Below are 17723 nucleotides of genomic sequence, written 5' to 3'. Positions count from 1 at the left end.
CGTGCGTCACCCGACCTTGTTCATGACGTCCGCCGCGATGACCAGCTCGTCGGCGCGCACGGAGCCGGGCTTGAGGGATTTGTCGGCCTCGCCGTAGGAGATCAGGTAGTCGATGCGGGTCTTCCAGTTGTTGGGCGCGCCCTCGGCGTAGAACATCTCCCGCGCCTCGGCCGGGGTCTTGGCCAGCTTCACGAAGTCCTTGTAGAAGGCGGCGACGTCGGCGGCCTTGTTGGAGGCGCCGTTCTTCTTGTTGGCCCATTCGGCGATGAAGGTGTTGGCCTTGTCGGCGTTGGCGTCCATGTAGGCCATGGTCTTGAACCAGACGCGCTGCAGGGCGGCGAGCACCTCGGGGTTGGCGGCGGCGAAGTCGGCGTTGGCCGCGAGCCCGCTCAGCGCGATGGCGCCGGGACCGATCTGGTCGCCGGAGATGAGCGCCACGTTGCCCAGCTCGGTCAGCCGCTGGCGCTGGGGGAGCCCGCCCAGGAAGACGTCGCCGGTGCCGCGCTGGAACGCCGCCACGCCCGTGTCGGGCTCGAAGTCGGCGATCTTCAGGTCGCCCTTGGCCATCCCGGCCTTCTGCAGCGCCTGGTCGATCACCATGGAGAACGCGGCGCCGCTGGTGGTGACGATGGTCTTGCCCTTGAGCTGGCTGATCGTGGCGATCGCCGCCTTGTCGGGGTCACCCTCCTTGGCCAGGTTCTCCTCGTAGGTGGCGAACGCCCCCTTACGCGTCATGATCGCGAATCCGGTGAACACGTTCTGGAACCCGACCATGCGCAGCTTGGGGAACTGGCCGGCCAGGTTGACCGCCGCGGTGTCGGAGAACGCGCCGACGTCGACGGAGCCGTTGACCAGTGCCGGGGCCATGTTGCCTTCGACGGGGAACAGGGTCGGGGTGTACTCGATGCCCTCGGCGGCGAAGAAGCCCTGCTCCTGCGCCAGGTCCCACGGGGCGTAGTCGAAGTACGGCATGATGCCGAATTTCACGGCCTTCGCCGCCGGTTTGCCGTCCTTGGGGGCCGCTTCCGGCGTGCTCGACCCGCAGGCGGACAGGCCGAGCGCGAGCACACAGCCGAGCGCCAGGCTGGCGATCCTTTTCATGAGTTCTCCTTGATTGCCGCGGCGGTGCCCGCCACGGTGGCCTTGGTGCGGGGACGGGCGTCGCCCGCGCCGACGTGTCGTTCGGTCCAGCCGGTGAGCCGGCGCTCCAGCCGCCGGATCACCTGGTCGACGAGCCAGGCGGTGACGGTGATGACCGCGATGCACACGATGATCTGGTCGGTGCGCAGGTAGCGCTGGGCGAGGATCATCTGGTAACCGATGCCCTCCTGGGCGCCCATGAACTCGGCCGCCACGACCAGTCCGAACGACGCGGCGGCGGCGACCCGGACGCTGCCCACCAGCGCGGGGACGATGGCGGGCATGACGACGGTCCGGTAGATGCGGGGGCCGCCCGCGCCCAGGGTCCGGGCGGCGTTCAGGTAGATCCTTGGAACGTTCCGAACGGCTTCCACAGTGCTCACCACCATGATCACGAAGCAGCCGAAGACGACCAGCAGGACCTGCGGCACCGCGCCGATCCCCAGCCAGAGAATGAGCAGCGGGATGATCGCGAGCGGCGGGATCGGCCTGATCAGCTCCACCAGCGGATCCAGTACGGCGTTGACCGTACGGCTGGACGCCATCAGCAGCCCGAGCCCGATGCCCAGCAGCGACCCGATGAGGAAGCCGGCCACCTGCCGGGTGAGCGTGAAGCCGAGCCCCGACAGCAGGTCCCGCCAGGACTCGCCCACCACGGCCGCGATGTCCTGCGGCCCGGGCAGGAACAGCTTGTCCACGACCCCGCCCAGGGTGAGCCCCGCCCACACCAGCGCGACGACGAGCAGGGAGCCCAGGCTGAGCAAACGCATTCTCATCGGACGGCCTCTCCCATCATCCGGCGCAGGTCGGTGCGGAGCCGGTAGAAATCCGCGGATTCGCGCAGCTCCGGGGTGCGCGGGCGGTCGAAGGGGACGTCGACGATCTCGCGGACCCGGCCGGGACGCGGGCTGAGCATCACGATCCGGTCCGAAAGCATGATCGCCTCATCGATGTCGTGGGTGATGAAGACGACCGTGGAGCGGCGGGCCGACCAGATGCGCAGCAGCTCGTCCTGCATGTGCTCGCGGGTCACCACGTCCAGCGCGCCGAACGGCTCGTCCATCAGCAGGATCTCCGGCTCGACCGCGTAGGCGCGGCCGATGTCGATGCGCTTGCGCATCCCCCCGGACAGCTCGCGGGGGTAGGAGTGGGCGAACTGCTCCAGCCCCAGCAGGGGCAGCAGCTCGCCGACCACCCGTTTCCGCTCGGCGGCGCTTCGCCCCTGCACCTTCAGGCCGTACTCCAGGTTCTCGGTGACGGTGAGCCAGGGGAAGGCGGCGTCGGACTGGAAGACCATGGCCCGGTCCGGACCCGGCCCGCCGACGGGCCGCCCGCCCACCAGGACCTGTCCGGAGGTCTGCCGGTCCAGCCCGGCCAGAATGTTGAGCAGCGTCGACTTGCCGCAGCCGGAGCTGCCGACGACCGCGACGAACTCGCCTGCGCCGATCTCGACGTTGACGTTCTCCAGCGCGGTGACCGTCGTCGACCCCTTGGCGAAGGTCTTGGTGAGGGCCGAGATACTCAGTGTTCCATCGGTCATCGAGCGCTCCTGGCGGGTGGTTCAAGGGCGGGGCCGGGTACCGGAAGAGGCAGCCGCTCGGGTACGGCGGCGGCGAACAGACGGTTGTGGACCTGGCCGAGGGCGACCGCGGTGGCGCCGACCAGGGACGCCTGGGCGCCGAGGGCGCTCGTCCTGATCTCGGCGGTGCTGGCCGCGAGCCGCCGGTACAGGGGGATCACTTCGGCGACCAGCCCGGGTCGCGAGCCGATCCCGCCCCCCACCACGATCAGTTCGGGGTCGAGGAAGGCGGTGACCGTGCTCAGCACGATCGCGATGTGCCGGGCGTAGGCGGCGACCGCCTGACGGGCCGCGTCCTGCTGCGCGCCGTACCGTTCGAAGATCAGCTCCGGGCAGGCCTGCTCGTCGGTGAGCGCGGTGTAGGAGGCGCTGAAGCCGTGACTGGACAGCACCTCCTCCAGCGGCCCGTGCTCGTGGAGGGAGACGTCGAAGGGGTCGTCCGCGAACGGCGCGTAGGCGATCTCGCCGGCGGCCCCGTTCGCACCGCGGCGGACGGCGCCGTCCATGAAGATCCCCATCCCGATCCCGGTGCCCAGCGCGATGAAGGCGAAGTTCGCACAGTCCTGCGCCACGCCGCGCCACCGCTCCCCGGCGACGGCCATGTTGACGTCGTTGTCGATGGTGATCTCGTGGCCCAGCCGGTCCCGTAGCGCCCCGGCCACGTCCATGTCGCCCAGCCCCGGTACGTTCGGCGCCCGGTCCATCGCACCGGTGGCCGCGTTGAACACCCCCGGGCCGCCGATCGCCGACGACAGGACGCGGCCCCAGCCGACCCCTACCTCACCGGCCAGGCGCACACTCGTGGTGTGGATCTGGTCCAGCAGGTGGGTCCCGCCCCGCCGATCGGTGGCCACCTCGCCCTGGGCGACCGTCGAGCCGCCCAGGTCGCTCAGCGCGACCCGGAGCTTGGTGGCGCCCAGGTCCACCCCGATGACGTATCCCGCGTCGGGTTGCATCGAGTACGTCGCGGCGCGGCGCCCGACCTCGCCCTGGGACATGCCGTGCTTGCTCACCCAGCCCTCGGCTTCGAGCTGGCGGACGATCTCGTTCACCGTCTGCTTGGACAGGCCGGTGACCTTCGCGATTTGAACCCGCGAGAGCGGAGCCTCGCGTAACAGCACCTCGACGACGGCCTGACTGCTCAGCTGGCGCGTCGACTGCAGCGGATTGCCGCTGGTCATCGTGGTCCTTGTCTCGTGGGGGGCATTAGTTCGGTCTGTGCACGAACTATGGATGGAACCGGACACAAGTGTCAAGACGGAACAAGCGGGATTTTTACTGCAAGCGGTATTCGGACCTCGTATCCGCCGCATTCCGGCTGAACCTCGCGGATCGTGAACCTGGGCGGCGGATCCACCGACTGTTCCGGGTGACGGATGACAGGAGGACAAGGTGACCGACGAGCTGCTGGTGCTCCGGTGCCGGCTGGGCGAGCGAGATGCGCTCACCGAACTGATCCGCCGCTGGCACACGCCGGTGTGGCGATACCTGGCACGCATGCTGGACATCGGGCGGGCCGACGACGTGAGCCAGGAAGTCTGGCTGGAGGTGATCCGGGGACTGCCCCGGCTCAAAGACCCCGCCAGGTTCACCCCCTGGCTGTTCACGATCGCCCGGCGCGCGGTGACCAACCGGCTGCGGCAGGAGTACGGCCAGGCGGCGGCCCCCGCGGACGAGCCGATCGCCGAAGACGCGACCGACGCCTACGTGGACCGGGCCGAGCTGATCGCCGGCCTGTCCGGGCTACCGGCCGCCGAACGGGAGATCCTCGTCCTGTTCTACCTGGAGGACCTGCCGCTCACCGACTGCGCCGAGATCTGCGGCATCCCCGTCGGGACCGTCAAGTCCCGGCTCAACCGGGCCCGGCGCATGCTCCGCGACACCCTTCTGCGGAAAGGATTCCAGCCGTGAACGACGACCCCCGCCTGTCGGCCGACGAATTGATTCGGCGGCTCCGCGGCACGCTGTCCCCCTGGCGGCGGCTCCGCGGCGCGGTCGCCCTGGTGGCCGGCCTGACCGGCGCGGCCTTCATCGGGCTCCTCTGGGCCACCGAACCGGGGCCGCTTCCCGGGCGTCTCCACCTCGCTTTCGGGATGTTCACCGTGGTCTGCCTGACCTGGGCCGGCTACGGCGCCTGGGCGGTCACCCGGGGCGCACCGCTGTACGCCATGGACCGGGTGATCGCCGCGTGGCTCGCCCTGACCGCCTCCACCGCGACCACCGCCCTCCTGACCGTGATCGCCCTCCGGCGTGACTCCGGCCTCACCGCCACCCTCACCGTGGGCATCGCCTTCATCGCGGCATCCGCCGCATCGCTGGTCCGGGCCCACACCCGCCGCACCGCGCTCCTCCGCCGAATCCGCGAACTCCAGACCCGCGACGATCAGGACTGACCCTCGAACTCCGCCGAAGGCCGGTACGGCTCACGTCGCGTCGGCCGTACCGTATCTCACCACCAAGGGGCCGACACCGGTTCGGCACCTTGGCCTGCGCTCCGCAGGCGTGGGTGAAGACGCGCAACCGGTCAGGCAGGGGCTCCGGTGGTCTGCGTGTGGGTCTCGGAATCGCTTGCGGGCACCTCGAGGGTCGATCAGGAGTACACCGCTGCCAGGGCAGGAGGCCCACCCGGACCCAGTGGTTCGGCCAGGAAGATCGGTGTCTGCGCCATGAATCGGGGACGTCCGGTCAGGTTGCGTTGAGCGGCGTGGACGAGGAAGGGGTGGCAGATGTAGGCGTCCCCCGGCTCGCCCGTTGCGTAGGCCAGTGGTCTTCCGGAAGTGCCGGCGTCGACGAGCGGTCCGGCGATGAACGGGTCCATGGGTTCCTCGGAGAGAATCCGCGGCAGGTCGTGATGTGATCCGACCCGGATTCTGGTGGGTGCGTCGTCCGGGCCGACGTCGGACAGCAGGGTCAGGAGCAGGAGCGTGTGAGGCCTGGTTGACACCGCCCACCGGCCGTCCTGCAGGGGGACGCCGGCGTCGATGTGCCAGCCGTCGTCGTTGGATGCTTCGGCGTGGGGGAAGCGGACGGGGATGTTGCCGAGCGTGAACTTCGGCGACCAGCCTCCGGGTCCGGCGACGGCGTCCAGCGCCCGAGCGAGGACCTCGCTGGCGGCGATCTGCCCGAAAGGGCCCTCACCCGTCAGGTCCGCCGTCCACACCACCGGCTGGGTCCACGTCGAAGGATCATCGGGCAGCGGCCCGATCCGCTCCCACAACCTCGCACACGCCTCCTCCGCGATTTCGCGCGGAACCACCGCGGGCACCTTGACGTATCCGTCACGCATGAAAGATTGCACCGCCCAAACCTATGACCGGCACCTCTCTCGAAGCATCCCGTTTTCTTGGGCCTGGGTGCCCTGCTCTCCGGTCAAGGCCCACCCGGACAGCAGGGCGGATGCCGGCGGAAGACGCAGACGACGTTGATCTCCAGCCGCGTGCCGCAGGAGCCCTAGCCCTCAGCTTCGGCCAGGGGCCGGCGCATCGGGTGGCCGACGGCGGGACGTACATCGGTGTCGGCGGCGGACCCGGCGAGCTCATGCGCGGTGCGTGCCAGCCACACCGTATGGAACACGTCGACCGCGCTTGCCGCGATCACCAAGCCGTAGATCGTTATCGCCTCGCTCGGGAGGTGAGGGAGGACCAGGCGGAGTGCCGACGGGGCGATGAGGGCGACCCACCCTTGTACGCCATGGACCGGGTGATCGCCGCGTGGCTCGCCCTGACCGCCTCCACCGCGACCACCGCCCTCCTGACCGTGATCGCCCTCCGGCGTGACTCCGGCCTCACCGTGGGCATCGCCTTCATCGCGGCATCCGCCGCATCGCTGGTCCGGGCCCACACCCGCCGCACCGCGCTCCTCTGCCGAATCCGCGAACTCCAGACCCGCGACGACCTTCCGGAATCATGATCACCGTCCGGTACGGCGTGCGCCGCGGGCCCGTACCGGCACGCCGCGGCCAACCCCGAGGTGCTGCGGCGCCTCACACTCTGAGCGGTCGCAGCGCCGTGCTCCAGGAGACGACCTGGTCGAGCAGCTTGCTCAGCATGTCCTTCTGGTGAGCGCCGGGCTTGAAGGCGGTGAAGTTCTCGAAGTCGGCGTGCAGCAGCAGTTCCACGGCCACCTGGACGTCGGCCACCTTGATCTGGCCGAGCACCTGCCGCAGGTGCTCGGCCGCCCGCACACCGCCGCTGACGCCGTAGCCGACCACACCTGCGGCCTTGTCGTGCCACTCGGCGAACAGAAAGTCGATGGCGGTCTTGAGCACGCCGCTGATCGAGTGGTTGTACTCGGGCGTCACGAAGACGAAGCCGTCGAAGCCGGCGATGGTGTCGGACCACCTCTTGGTGTGCGGGTGCTCGTAGACCCCGGTGGCCGCGGCGAGCGGTTCGTCGAGGTGGGGCAGGTCGTAGTCCTTCAGGTCGACCAGCTCGTAGTGCGCGTCGCCACGCTTGACCGCATGCTCGTGAACCCATCGGGCGACGGACTCGCCGCTACGTCCCGGCCGCGTGCTGCCGACAATGATGCCGATCTTGATCATTTCTCCACCTTCAGCGTGACTTTTCCGCGGATAAGGCCGCGCTCGGCTTCGCGGTGCAGGTTTGCCAGGGACTCCAGCGGGCGGGCGTCCGTCTCGACGTCCACCACGCCCTTGTCGATCAGCGACACGAGCTCGGTCAGCTGGCCCGGGTCGTTGCGGGCCACGAACCGGACGGCTCGTGGATGCTCGATCGGCAAGGTGATCGAGACGAACTCCTTGGCCAGCCCCGTCACCGAGGCGGGCACGTCGGCAACCAGGTTGATCAGCACGTCGTTGCCGCCCGGCAGGGCAGCGGTGGTGTAGTCGACGACCTCGTCGGCGCCCAGCGCCCGCACGGCAGCGGCGCTGCGCGGGCCGGCGGTCGCCACCACGTGCGCGCCCGCATGCTTGGCCAGCTGCACGGCGAACAGCCCGACGCCGCCGCCGGCGCCGTTGATCAGCACCCTGCTGCCGCGGCCGATGCGGGCATGCTCGAAGACCGCCTGCCACGCGGTGAGCCCGGCCACCGGCACGGCGGCCGCGTCCGCAAGCGGGATCCGCCGCGGTGCCTTGGCCAGCATGCTCGCCTTCGCGACCGCGTACTCGGCCGCCGCCCCGTCGATGAGCCCGATCACCCGGTCGCCGGGGGCGAGGTCACCCGCCCCGGTGACCACGGTGCCCGCGACGTCCCAGCCGAGCGTGTGCGGCAGCGTGACGCCGAGCACGTCGTGCAGCAGGCCCATCCGTAGACCGACCTCCGACGGGTTGAACGACGTCGCGGCCACTCTGATGAGCACCTCGCCCGGCCCAGGCTTCGGCACCGGCACCTCATCCAGTGAGATCACCGAGGCGTCGCCGTACCCGTGGATGCGGGCCGCCCGCATGGTGCCGAGGAAGTCCGTGGCGTGCTCGCTCGCCCACGTCTCGAACGTGCTCGCGGGCGCTCCGGTGACCTCCTCCACGGTCGCGGTGACCGGACCGGGCTCGGCCAGGCCGCGCAGCATCCCATCGACGGCCGGTGCGGGCCACCCCATCCCGAGCAGCCGTAGCCTGGCCTCCTCCAAAGGCTCCTCCTCCCAGTGCACCGGCCGGCCGATCGCGGCACCGATCGCCCGCGCCTGCTCCCGCTGGGGCAGCGGCCGGGGTCCGGTCAGCGTGTAGACCGCGCCGTCGTGTCCTTCGTCGAGCAGCGCGCGCACCGCGACGGCTGCTACGTCCCGTTCGTGGATGGGGGCGAACGCCACGTCGCCGTACGGCTGCCGCACGACTCCCGCGCGGACCTGCTCGACCCACCGCAAAGTGTTGGCCGCGAACGCGTGCGGGCGCAGCACCGTCCACTCCCGGGCGGTCCCGGCGATCAGGCGCTCGATCTCGACCTCGTGCGGGCGGGCGGCGGCCGAGGACAGGTAGACCACCCGCCGCGCCCCGATCAGCTCCAGCACCTCGCGGGCGCCCTCAGCCGAGGCGAACGGCCACAGCAGGAACACCGCGTTGACACCGCCGAGAGCCGCTTCCAGCGCGACCGGGTCGGTCAGCTGCCTCGTCACCGTGCGGACGTCGGCGCCCGCGTCGTCAAGTTGGTTCACCAGAGGGCGGCCGATCGTGCCGGTTGCCCCGCTGACCAGGACTCTTGTCATGCCGTCAACCATAGGAGCCTACGAAGAGACATCCAATGCGCTTTGATCTGCGATTTATACGCAATCGTCTTCCGTACTAGACTAATACCGTGGACGTACTGAGCGACGTGGTCGCCTCCATGCGCAGGGGCGTGCCGCGCTCGGCGCGTATCGAGTGGTCGGCGCCCTGGGGGCAGCGGTTCCCGTCGGCGCCTGGTTCGGCGGGTTTTCAGGTGGTGCTGCAGGGCTCGTGCTGGGCGATCCCGCCGGAGGGCGAGCCGATCCCGGTCGGGACGGGCGACGTGCTGTTCTTCCCCCACGGGCACGGCTACGCGCTGGCCGACTCGCCCACCAGTCCCGTCGCGGAGCCCGACTGCGACCCCTATGCCCACGCCAAGCTGTTCGCCTCGGCCTCCATGGAGGGCACCGGACCCGGCACCGTGACGCTCTGCGGCGGCTACCAGCTCGACTCCAACCGGGCGCATCCGCTGCTCAGAGGGCTGTCCGAGATGATCCACCTGCCCGCCAGACTGGGACACCACACCGAGCTGCGCGCCGCCGTCGAGCTGCTCGGCAGGGAGATCGACGACCCGCGGCCAGGCGCGGACATGGTGGTGTCGGCGCTGCTGGACATGCTGCTGCTGTACATCCTGCGCGCCTGGTTCGACGTCTCGATGGAACACTGCAAGGTTGACAGCTGGGCCGCCGCGCTGGCCGACCCGGCCATCGGCGCCGCACTCGACGGCATCCACCGCGACCCCGCCCACCCGTGGACGGTCGAGTCGCTCGGCCGCCGCGCCGGGCTGTCCCGCGCGGCGTTCTCCCGCCGGTTCACCCACCTCGTCGGGCAGCCGCCGCTGACCTATCTGACCTGGTGGCGGCTGGGCACGGCCGCGCGCATGCTGCACGACTCCGACGCCGCGCTGAGCGAGATCGCCGCCGCAATCGGCTACGGCTCGGAGTTCGCCTTCGCCAATGCCTTCAAACGCGGGTACGGCATGGCCCCCGGCAAATACCGCCGCCTGGGCTGCCCGCCTGCAGGCCGAACGGCGGCAGGCACCGCTCCAGCCCCCTGATCTCGAAACCCGCAGCCGCTGCCCACGCCCCGGATCCGGCGGACGCGCTCCGGATCGTGAAGGCAGGACAGGTCGCCGTGGGCGGCCTCGTGCTCGGCGCGGGGAGTGCGGTGTGCAGGCCCGCATCAGCTCGGCCGGGCGTCCCCGCAGCGTTAACACGCCGGTCGCTCTGGTCCGGACACCGGTCTCGTCGATCCGTTCCTTCTGTCGCAGGGCGTCCGCCAGGTCAGCGGGGCGGTCGGCCGGTCACCGCCACGGGCGGTGGATGATCTTCTGCGTCGAGCGGCCGGGGTAGACGACGATCAGGTGCTCCTCGACGGGGGCGTCAGGGTCGTCCTCGTTCCACTCGAACGAGCGGGCGTAGACGCGCATCCGATAGGGTCCGGGGCCGTCGACGGCCAGGTTTGGCAGCGGCCCGGTCGTCCCTTTGTCGCCGCCTTCGGGGTAGGGCGGTACGACCAGGCGGCCGCTGCGGCTGGCGATGCCGACCTCCACCACCCGGTCCCAGCCCTTGAGCCGGAGCGGCGGGGCGGCGTCGAACGCCTTGACCGTGAGACACATCGGTTCGTTCTCGCCGTCGGTCGTGATGGCGGCACTGCTGCCGGCTGCGTCGATGAACCCGTCGTCGATGGCCTTGAAGACGTCGCCGCCCTCGCCCCCGGTGCTGTCCCTGTCGTCGAGGACGTCGTAGCCGCCCCCTTCGAAGAGTAGGTACGCGGCGGTGCCCTGCCGCCTGGCCCGCAGCTTCGGCCAGGGGTCGGCGCACCGGGCGTTCATCTCGGCCAGCTCGGCCTGCCACGCGGCCTTCTGCGCGGCCCGCTCACGGGCCTCGTCCGCCCGCTGCCAGGCGACGACGGCGGGGCACAGGTACTCCAGAGCCTGGCCGAGGTCGCCCGCCGACCCGCCCGCCCGCAGGTGGAGCACTTGCCGTTCCTCGGCGCGGGGCTCCGCGCACAACCGTTCGCCGTACGCCAGAATGCGCTGGTCCGGCAGGTCGTCGGGGAACATCGGCGTCCCTGTGTGGGCGTCGTTCCTGGCGAGGCAGAGGAAGGTTCGGCGCCGGTCCTCCGGGCGGGTGTCGGCGTAGGGTCTGATCCGTTCGCGGCAGCCCTCGTCCGCGCCGGTGAAGGTGAACCGGGCGCTCTCCTCAGCGCCGACCACGGCGAGCGGCAGCAGCAGAGCGGCGGCGACGAGCAGCCGCGGCGCATGACGGGTGGCGGGACGCACGGCGGTGTCGGCGGCGGACCCGGCGAGCTCATGCGCGGTGCGCGCCAGCCACACCGTATGGAACACGTCGACCGCGCTTGCCGCGATCACCAAGCCGTAGATCGTTATCGCCTCGCTCGGGAGGTGAGGGAGGACCAGGCGAAGTGCCAACGGGGCGATGAGGGCGACCCACCCGATGCTGATCGTGGTTCCGCTCCACCGCCCGTCGCGGCGCTGCGCGACAAGGATCATTGTCATCGCGCCTAGGCCTGCGTATGCCAGCAGGGTGATCACTTGAAGGGCGGGGCCGTTGAGGAACCACATGTTGTCGGGGAGCAACATGTGGTAGAGGATCAGCAGAGCCCGGCCCAGCACGCCGATCAGGGCGAGTCCGAGGGCGATCGCCCGGAACCGGGCGGAGAACCCGGAGACGACCCGCACCAGCAGGATCAGCGTCGCAGCCCACACGACCAGTTTCGCGACCCCCTCCACGGGGTCGGAGAGTTCTTCGACGAGTTCCCAGAGGACCAGGTTGCCCGCGACACCGACGTAGAGCAGACGCCGAAGCCAGACCACGTCACGCGGCAACCCGTCGGCACGCGGCAGCGCGGGACCTCGCAGTACCTGCCACAGCATCCACGCGTTGAGCCCGCAAACCCCGGTGAGCAGGGGCACCAGCACGTCTGCATGTGCGGAGCCGGCCAACGGAGTGGTCGTCGCGGCCAGCGACAGCGCGAACAGGTCCCCGGACACGGCGGCGATCACCGCGGTGACGGCGACGGCGGCCAGGTAGAGCGCGACGGCGACGGCGGCCATACGCCCGAAGCGGTATCGGCCGATGGCGGCCCGGATTCGAGTGAAGATGCGAATGATCTTAAAGGAGTTGTCGGGCTGCGTACCGGAAAGATGTAGTTTGGGGTCTCCCCGAGTTCGAGTCGGCGACGCGATCGTTGTGGCGTCCTAGGCCGCTAGACCACAGGCGGTTTCCCAGCCTGGCGGGATTCGAACCCGCGTTACCCGCTTGGAAGGCGAAGAACTCGTCACCTGCGCACCGGGGAGACGTATGGAGTCTAGGGCCGCAGAGATCGGCGATGAAACCGGATTTACCGCACCTGATTGGTGAAGTGGCTCTCCACCTGTCCGGGAGGGATTCGAACCCGGCTGCCCGACCGAAAAGGAGAAGGACGTGTCGCCTGCGCACCGGGGAGATGCGCGAAGTCCAGAGGGCCGGAGTCCGGGCCCGCACCCTGTCCTGCTCCGCGGACTCCGGAACCCCAGGACCGCCGCGGCCTCCCGGAGCCCTGGCCGGCGCGGTCCTGAGTCCGGTACGGCGTGAGCTCCCGGTGGCAACGGGGAAACCTCCCGCGTTTCCCGGGGGAAGCGATAATCCTGTCGCGGTGGACGCGGGCTGGATGTCACGATGCGGACCTTGACATCCTCCCCCTCGTGAACGAGGGGGATTCCCACGGTCACCCGTGGGGTTTCCTGCTTCACCGCCAGTTGCCCGCCGAGGAGGACTCCCCTTGAGGTCTTACACCGGCTCCACAGGCGTTTCAGCTCTCCGCCAGCCCGGCGGCGAGGATATTGCGGGCCGCGTTGACATCCCGGTCGTGGACCGCGCCGCAGGCGCATTCCCACTCCCGGACGCCCAGCGGCATCCCGTCCTGCAGCGCCCCGCACGCCGAGCACAGCCTGCTGGAGGGGAACCAGCGGTCCACCGCCACCAGCGTGCGCCCGTACCAGGCCGCCTTGTACTCCAGCATCGACCGCAGCTCCCGCCACGAGGCGTCGGAGACGGCGCGGGCCAGGCTCCGGTTCCTGACCATGTTGCGGACGGCCAGGTCCTCCACGGCGATCGCTTGGTTCTCGCGGACAAGCCGTGTGGTGACCTTGTGCAGCTGGTCCCGCCTGCGATCGGTGATCCGCGCGTGCACCCGGGCGACCTTGAGCCGCGCCCTGGCCCGGTTCGCCGATCCCTTCTGCTTGCGGGCGAGCGCCCTTTGAGCTCTGGCCAGTTTGCGCCGGTCGGCCTGTTCACAGCGGGGGTTGACGATCTTCTCTCCGGTCGACAGCGTGGCCAGGGCGGTTATGCCCGCGTCCACGCCCACCGTCGCGTCGACGGGCGGGAGAGGCGCGATCCTCTCCTCGACCAGGACGGACACGAACCACCGTCCGGCCGCGTCGCGGGAGACGGTCACCGTGGACGGCTCCGCACCCGCCGGGAGGGGACGCGACCACACGATGTCCAGCGGGGCGTCCGTCTTGGCCAGGGTGATCCGGCCGTCGCGGTACTTGAACGCCGACCGGGTGTACTCGGCCGACGCCCGGGACTTCTTGCGGGACTTGAACGCCGGGTACCCGGCGCGCCTGGCGAAGAAGCCGGTGAACGCCGCCTGAAGGTGGCGCAGCGCCTGCTGGAGCGGGACCGAGGACACCTCGTTCAGGAACGCCAGGTCGTCGGTGCGCTTCCACCCGGTCAGCGCCGCCGACGACTGCACGTAGGAAACGCGGCGGCCTTCCAGCGTGTAGGCGCGGGTCCGTTCTTCCAGGGCTTTGTTGTAGACCAGGCGGACGCAGCCGAACGTCCGGGCGAGCTCTTCGGCCTGCTCGGGGGTTGGGTGGAAGCGGTACTTGTAGGCCCGCTTCACGGTCTGCGCCACGCTTCGCATTATCCAGGGATCGGCAGAGGATCATGCGTGTTTTCGAGACGGCGGTCCGCCTGGCGGCGAATCGCCTGCCCCTGGCCTGCTCCGCAGGATTCCGATTCCTCCCCCGCCTGAAGGCGGGGGTTTCCTCGGAGGTATCCGATGAGCACCCGGTTGCGGGCGATCGCACGAGAAACCGTCGCCCTTGTCCAGGACGGCGGCTACACCACGCCCGGCGGCCGGCGGGTGGATCTCGCCGACGCCGTGGCCGATGCCGTGGCGGGCACCCGGCTCTACCTGCCCGAACAGGCTCTCGGCACCGCACGCGGCGACACGGTGACCGAGCCCGCCGGGCCCGTGGCGTCGAATCCCCGCATCGAGGTCACCGACGAATCCACCCTGCAGGCGGCCCGGGACCTGGCGGGCGGCGGGGAGGTGGCCTGCCTCGTCTTCGCCTCGGCGAAGAACCCCGGCGGCGGGTTCCTCACCGGTGCCCAGGCACAGGAGGAGAGCCTGGCCAGGGCGTCGGCGCTGTACGCCTGCCTTGTCGCCGTCCCGGAGTTCTACGCCTACCACCGCGCTCAGGGGGACCTGCTCTACAGCGACCGCGTCATCTACTCGCCCGGCGTCCCGGTCTTCCGCGACGACAAGGGCCGCATGCTCGAAGAGCCGTATCGCGCGGCCTTCCTGACCTCGGCCGCACCCAACGCGGGCGCCATCGCACGTACTCAGCCGCAGTCGGCGGGCGCCGTACCGTCCGCACTGCGGACCAGGGCAGCCCGTGTGCTCGATGTGGCCGAGGCGCACGGCCATCGACGGCTGGTACTCGGGGCGTGGGGGTGCGGTGTGTTCCGGAACGACCCGGGGTTGGTCGCCGACGCCTTCGCCCAGGAGCTCGCCGCGCGTGACCGGTTCGAGCATGTCCGCTTCGCCGTACTGGACCGGCAGCCCGGCACACCGACGCATGCCGCGTTCGCCCGCGTCTTCGGCGGCGGTTAGAGCCCGCTGCTCCAGCGGGCGCCGTCCCGGTCGGCGACGCTGAGACCGTCTCGCCGCCGATATCGCCGGGCTTCGCCCGTACCGCGTCGGGAACCACCGGGAAGGCGCAGGTCAGGTCGTCGTGGCGGAAGCACGGTTCCCGGTGGACGTCGCGGCGGCGATGCGGTCGTTGCCGAGCCAGCGGAGCAGGATCGGGCTGAGGACGATGAGGAGTGCGCCCGCGACGAGGTAGGGCCAGGAGAGGCCAAGCGCGCGGGCGAGCAGGCCGCCGAGGAGCGCGCCCAAGGCCAGGGCGCCGGTCGACACGGTGCGGAAGGTGGCGACGACACGGCCCTGCATGTGGTCGGGGATGATCCGCGCCCGCAGGCTCACCCACCGTACACCGCCAGCGCGCTCGACACATCGCCGTATCGGCGGACTCGCTCACCAAGGCGGCGCTCCTCTTCGGAGCGCCCCAGCAGGCCGCATGCATCACGTGCAGGCCCGGCTCCCACCATTGCCCGCGCCCATGGCGTCAGCTCCAGATCGATCCCGTCTCCCGCCGATCGCGAGCAGCAACCGGCGAAGTCACTGAACGACCACGTCAGCCGGTCACCGTCGGCGCCCAGAGGTCCTTCTCCCGGGCGTCCTCGACCGCCTCCGACAGATACTCCCGGACCCCTGAATCCGCCGACGAACCGGTATACATACCGATGAAGTCATAGACGGCTTCCCAGATCCTCGCGTGCAACGCGGCGCGATCACCCTCACCCGACACTGTGAGCGATAGTACGGCGGCTCCCATAACGGAAATCGTACTGGATCAAGGAATATGGGCTCTCTCGACAAACCGATTCGGTCATCGGTGACGGGTGAACGCCGTGAGTCCGCCCTACGGTCTTCGGCGAACAAGGTCAGGAGCGTTTCAGACTCACGCGCCCGCGCCGAATCCGTTCAGCCAGGCCTGCGCGGCGGCGAGGTCGCCCGCCACACCAACGGGGACGTACCCGAAGCCGTCCCATTCCTCCAGCACCCGCGGTTCGGTGGGGCGGACATGGTTCGCGCCACCGTGCAGGGGCCGATGACGTCGGTAGATGTCCAGGACGGGCCGACGTCGTTGGTTGTACGGCGCGAGCGGGTTCTCCGGGTCGACGTGGGGAGACGCGCGAGAAGGCTGGTTCGGCCGACCGGGCCGACGGTGCTTACCCATGCCGCATGGTCTCAGAACCAACCCTGATTGTCCGGGTGACGCGTAAATTTCCGCTCTCTGATACGGGCCTGTCCAATTGGGGCCATAGGGGCGTCCCACTGGAATCCGGTTGCGTAGGGCTTCGGAGGGCGGAATTCTGCGATGAGGGCCAGATCTGATTATTCACACATTGGAGCTGCTATGAGCGATCAGGTTTCCGACATCCGGACCTGTGGCCGTCCAACCAAGTCCGGCAAGCCCTGTCGCGTTCGGTTGTACGGATTCGACGTCGCGTGCGGTGTCCATGCCACCGAACATGACCGTGAGCTGGCCCAAGCCTACGGTCGCGGGCACAATGAAGGACTCCGGCTCGGGAAGGAGAAGTGGTCCGGAGAACAGCGGATTGAATGGCTTGAACAGCGGGTTAAGGAGCTGGAGGCGCTCCTTGACGAGGCCTCCAGGGTCTACGAGGTAGACGGGGATCAAGTCGTCGAGGTCGGAAAGTATGCATATCGGTGGAGAGGGTCGATGCCCTTGGAAGTCGGTGACCGTGTGCTACTGCCCGAAAACTGGCTCAGTCGAATGAAAGACGGTCCTGGGGCCTATCAGGACGTCGTAACGAAACTCGGTTCGACATATCGCGGGGAGATGAGCCGTATTCTCAGCCGAGTATCGAAACAATAGGCCGATCTCAGGGCCATCCCATCTGGGTGCCACAGGCCGCCCGATTGGTCTGATCTCAGGTTTGAGCGATATCCGAATGGGCGGTGACATGGGCTGGAGGCCGCTGGGTCACCGCTGTCGGCCGAGTTCGGCCGGCTGCTCAGATGGTGGGCTCGTCGACCAACTCGATCTCGATTGCCAGTACGCCGAGGGCTTCCTTCTCGGGACCGTAGATGCGGCGGATATTGGCGAGCTGCTGGTCGCGGGGGCTGGTCGGGTTGACCTTCTCGGGGCCTTCGGTGTCGAGCATCTCCTCGAAGGAGGGGTAGCGGGTGACACGCTTGACGCGGGTAAGGGCGTCGTCACGACCGCACACGAACCGGATGTGGTCGCCGGCGGCGAGGTTGCGCAGGTTGGGGTACTGGACGCGGACTTCGATGGTCTTGCTGCCGTCGGCCACCAGATCGAAGTAGCGACGGTAGAGGTTCATCTCGCGGGCGCGCACGCTCGTCTTGATGGTGGGGCGTGCAGTCATGATCCTGTCGAGTTCGGCGGTGGTATAGGAGCGGTAGAAGTGCTTGGGGTCGGCGAGCATCCTACTGACCAGCCAGACCATGGCATCGACATGGGAGTCGGTGTTGCCGGGCCATTCGGTGACGTCCAGCATCCACGGGTGGATTCCAGGCGGCGGTGCCACCTTCCCTTCGCGAATGAGGGATTTGGAGAGCTTGGCGCCGGTGTCGGTGAGTACCATCGGGGTGAACACCCGCGGAGGCGGTGGCGGTCCCGGGAGCTGTGCGAAGGCTTCGTCGACCAGCTGACAGCCGTAGGCCCAGTCACCGCCTTTGACCATCACCGACAATGTGACGTGGTCGCGGGCTGCCAGTCTCTCTTTGACCAGATTCCGGTAGAGGGTGGCCAGATCGAGGTAGGCGTCGGTGTCGGCGGTGATCGAGATCTCGTAGTCGCCGTGGTCGGTGCAGACCGCGGCGAAGTCCGCGCCCCCTGTGTCGACGCTACGCAGCATCGCGTTGGCCGGCACGTTATTCGGGCTGATGATCTCCACACTGTCGGTACGGCCCTTCATCATCGTGCCCTTCTCGGTCAGGATG

20 protein-coding genes are annotated in these 17723 nt (G+C 69.3%); 6 read left to right on the top strand and 14 right to left on the bottom strand.

What is annotated here, in order from left to right:
- Positions 1 to 6: 6 nt before the first annotated feature.
- Genes RUR_RS17940 through RUR_RS17925 form a run of 4 tightly spaced genes read right to left on the bottom strand, consistent with a single transcriptional unit; the run spans position 7 to position 3900 of the window.
- The gene (locus RUR_RS17940; RefSeq protein ID WP_283136225.1) at positions 7 to 1101 is read right to left on the bottom strand and encodes an ABC transporter substrate-binding protein; all 1095 of its coding nucleotides are present in this window, start codon (positions 1099 to 1101) and stop codon (positions 7 to 9) included.
- Positions 1098 to 1916, bottom strand: a complete 819-nt coding sequence (locus RUR_RS17935) for an ABC transporter permease (protein ID WP_283136224.1) — start codon at positions 1914 to 1916, stop codon at positions 1098 to 1100. The genes RUR_RS17940 and RUR_RS17935 overlap by 4 nt, the downstream gene beginning before the upstream one ends.
- Positions 1913 to 2680, bottom strand: coding sequence for an ABC transporter ATP-binding protein (locus tag RUR_RS17930; RefSeq protein ID WP_283136223.1), 768 nt, complete (start codon positions 2678 to 2680; stop codon positions 1913 to 1915). Before RUR_RS17930 ends, RUR_RS17935 begins: the two co-directional genes overlap by 4 nt.
- Positions 2677 to 3900: an ROK family transcriptional regulator gene (locus RUR_RS17925; protein ID WP_283136222.1), complete on the bottom strand. Its 1224-nt coding sequence runs from the start codon at positions 3898 to 3900 to the stop codon at positions 2677 to 2679. The genes RUR_RS17930 and RUR_RS17925 overlap by 4 nt, the downstream gene beginning before the upstream one ends.
- 211 nt (positions 3901 to 4111) lie before the next feature.
- On the opposite strand from RUR_RS17925, the gene RUR_RS17920 reads away from it, so the two are divergent.
- Both RUR_RS17920 and RUR_RS17915 read left to right on the top strand, forming a co-directional pair.
- Positions 4112 to 4630, top strand: a complete 519-nt coding sequence (locus RUR_RS17920; RefSeq protein ID WP_283136221.1) for an RNA polymerase sigma factor — start codon at positions 4112 to 4114, stop codon at positions 4628 to 4630.
- Positions 4627 to 5112 carry a hypothetical protein gene (locus RUR_RS17915; protein WP_283136220.1) on the top strand — a complete coding sequence of 162 codons (486 nt, stop codon included), beginning with the start codon at positions 4627 to 4629 and terminating at the stop codon, positions 5110 to 5112. The genes RUR_RS17920 and RUR_RS17915 overlap by 4 nt, the downstream gene beginning before the upstream one ends.
- 197 nt (positions 5113 to 5309) lie before the next feature.
- Here RUR_RS17915 and RUR_RS17910 read toward each other — a convergent pair whose 3' ends face one another.
- Together RUR_RS17910 and RUR_RS17905 are read right to left on the bottom strand one after the other, a co-directional pair.
- Positions 5310 to 6005, bottom strand: coding sequence for a phytanoyl-CoA dioxygenase family protein (locus tag RUR_RS17910; protein ID WP_283136219.1), 696 nt, complete (start codon positions 6003 to 6005; stop codon positions 5310 to 5312).
- Positions 6006 to 6169: 164 nt separating this feature from the next.
- Positions 6170 to 6319, bottom strand: coding sequence for a hypothetical protein (locus RUR_RS17905; protein WP_283136218.1), 150 nt, complete (start codon positions 6317 to 6319; stop codon positions 6170 to 6172).
- Positions 6320 to 6409: 90 nt separating this feature from the next.
- Here RUR_RS17905 and RUR_RS17900 point away from each other — a divergent pair, with 90 nt between their 5' ends.
- On the top strand, positions 6410 to 6628 hold the full coding sequence (locus tag RUR_RS17900; RefSeq protein WP_283136217.1) for a hypothetical protein: 219 nt from the start codon (positions 6410 to 6412) through the stop codon (positions 6626 to 6628).
- Between the two features lie 73 nt (positions 6629 to 6701).
- On the opposite strand, the gene RUR_RS17895 is transcribed toward RUR_RS17900, so the two are convergent.
- Complete coding sequence (locus RUR_RS17895; protein ID WP_283136216.1) at positions 6702 to 7259, bottom strand: NADPH-dependent FMN reductase; 558 nt, start codon at positions 7257 to 7259, stop codon at positions 6702 to 6704.
- Positions 7256 to 8875 carry an alcohol dehydrogenase catalytic domain-containing protein gene (locus tag RUR_RS17890; protein ID WP_283136215.1) on the bottom strand — a complete coding sequence of 540 codons (1620 nt, stop codon included), beginning with the start codon at positions 8873 to 8875 and terminating at the stop codon, positions 7256 to 7258. The genes RUR_RS17895 and RUR_RS17890 overlap by 4 nt, the downstream gene beginning before the upstream one ends.
- 89 nt (positions 8876 to 8964) lie before the next feature.
- Between RUR_RS17890 and RUR_RS17885 the strand changes: the two genes are divergently transcribed.
- Entirely contained in the window at positions 8965 to 9930 is a 966-nt protein-coding gene (locus tag RUR_RS17885) for an AraC family transcriptional regulator (RefSeq protein WP_283136214.1), read from the top strand.
- Positions 9931 to 10176: 246 nt separating this feature from the next.
- On the opposite strand, the gene RUR_RS17880 is transcribed toward RUR_RS17885, so the two are convergent.
- Both RUR_RS17880 and RUR_RS17875 read right to left on the bottom strand, forming a co-directional pair.
- The gene (locus tag RUR_RS17880) at positions 10177 to 11952 is read right to left on the bottom strand and encodes a hypothetical protein (RefSeq protein ID WP_283136213.1); all 1776 of its coding nucleotides are present in this window, start codon (positions 11950 to 11952) and stop codon (positions 10177 to 10179) included.
- Positions 11953 to 12689: 737 nt separating this feature from the next.
- A complete protein-coding gene (locus RUR_RS17875) occupies positions 12690 to 13796 on the bottom strand; it encodes an RNA-guided endonuclease InsQ/TnpB family protein (RefSeq protein WP_283136212.1) in 1107 nt (368 codons plus the stop codon).
- A gap of 147 nt (positions 13797 to 13943) precedes the next feature.
- Here RUR_RS17875 and RUR_RS17870 point away from each other — a divergent pair, with 147 nt between their 5' ends.
- Positions 13944 to 14780: a TIGR02452 family protein gene (locus RUR_RS17870; protein WP_283136211.1), complete on the top strand. Its 837-nt coding sequence runs from the start codon at positions 13944 to 13946 to the stop codon at positions 14778 to 14780.
- Positions 14781 to 14891: 111 nt separating this feature from the next.
- Here the strand turns inward: RUR_RS17870 and RUR_RS17865 are convergent, their stop codons facing one another.
- From RUR_RS17865 to RUR_RS17855, 3 genes are all read right to left on the bottom strand, one after another.
- Positions 14892 to 15152 (bottom strand): MFS transporter, encoded by a 261-nt coding sequence (locus RUR_RS17865; protein ID WP_283136210.1) that lies wholly within the window; start codon positions 15150 to 15152, stop codon positions 14892 to 14894.
- A 211-nt stretch (positions 15153 to 15363) separates the two neighbouring features.
- On the bottom strand, positions 15364 to 15537 hold the full coding sequence (locus RUR_RS17860) for a hypothetical protein (RefSeq protein ID WP_283136209.1): 174 nt from the start codon (positions 15535 to 15537) through the stop codon (positions 15364 to 15366).
- A 153-nt stretch (positions 15538 to 15690) separates the two neighbouring features.
- On the bottom strand, positions 15691 to 15969 hold the full coding sequence (locus RUR_RS17855) for a DUF6087 family protein (protein WP_283136208.1): 279 nt from the start codon (positions 15967 to 15969) through the stop codon (positions 15691 to 15693).
- Between the two features lie 180 nt (positions 15970 to 16149).
- On the opposite strand from RUR_RS17855, the gene RUR_RS17850 reads away from it, so the two are divergent.
- On the top strand, positions 16150 to 16632 hold the full coding sequence (locus RUR_RS17850) for a hypothetical protein (RefSeq protein WP_283136207.1): 483 nt from the start codon (positions 16150 to 16152) through the stop codon (positions 16630 to 16632).
- 139 nt (positions 16633 to 16771) lie between these two features.
- On the opposite strand, the gene RUR_RS17845 is transcribed toward RUR_RS17850, so the two are convergent.
- Positions 16772 to 17701, bottom strand: coding sequence for an ASCH domain-containing protein (locus tag RUR_RS17845; RefSeq protein WP_283136206.1), 930 nt, complete (start codon positions 17699 to 17701; stop codon positions 16772 to 16774).
- Between the last annotated feature and the right edge of the window lie 22 nt (positions 17702 to 17723).

Source organism: Rhizohabitans arisaemae, from assembly GCF_025996515.1.
GTDB classification, from domain to species: domain Bacteria; phylum Actinomycetota; class Actinomycetes; order Streptosporangiales; family Streptosporangiaceae; genus Rhizohabitans; species Rhizohabitans arisaemae.
This window is presented reverse-complemented; position numbering and strand designations above follow the sequence as displayed.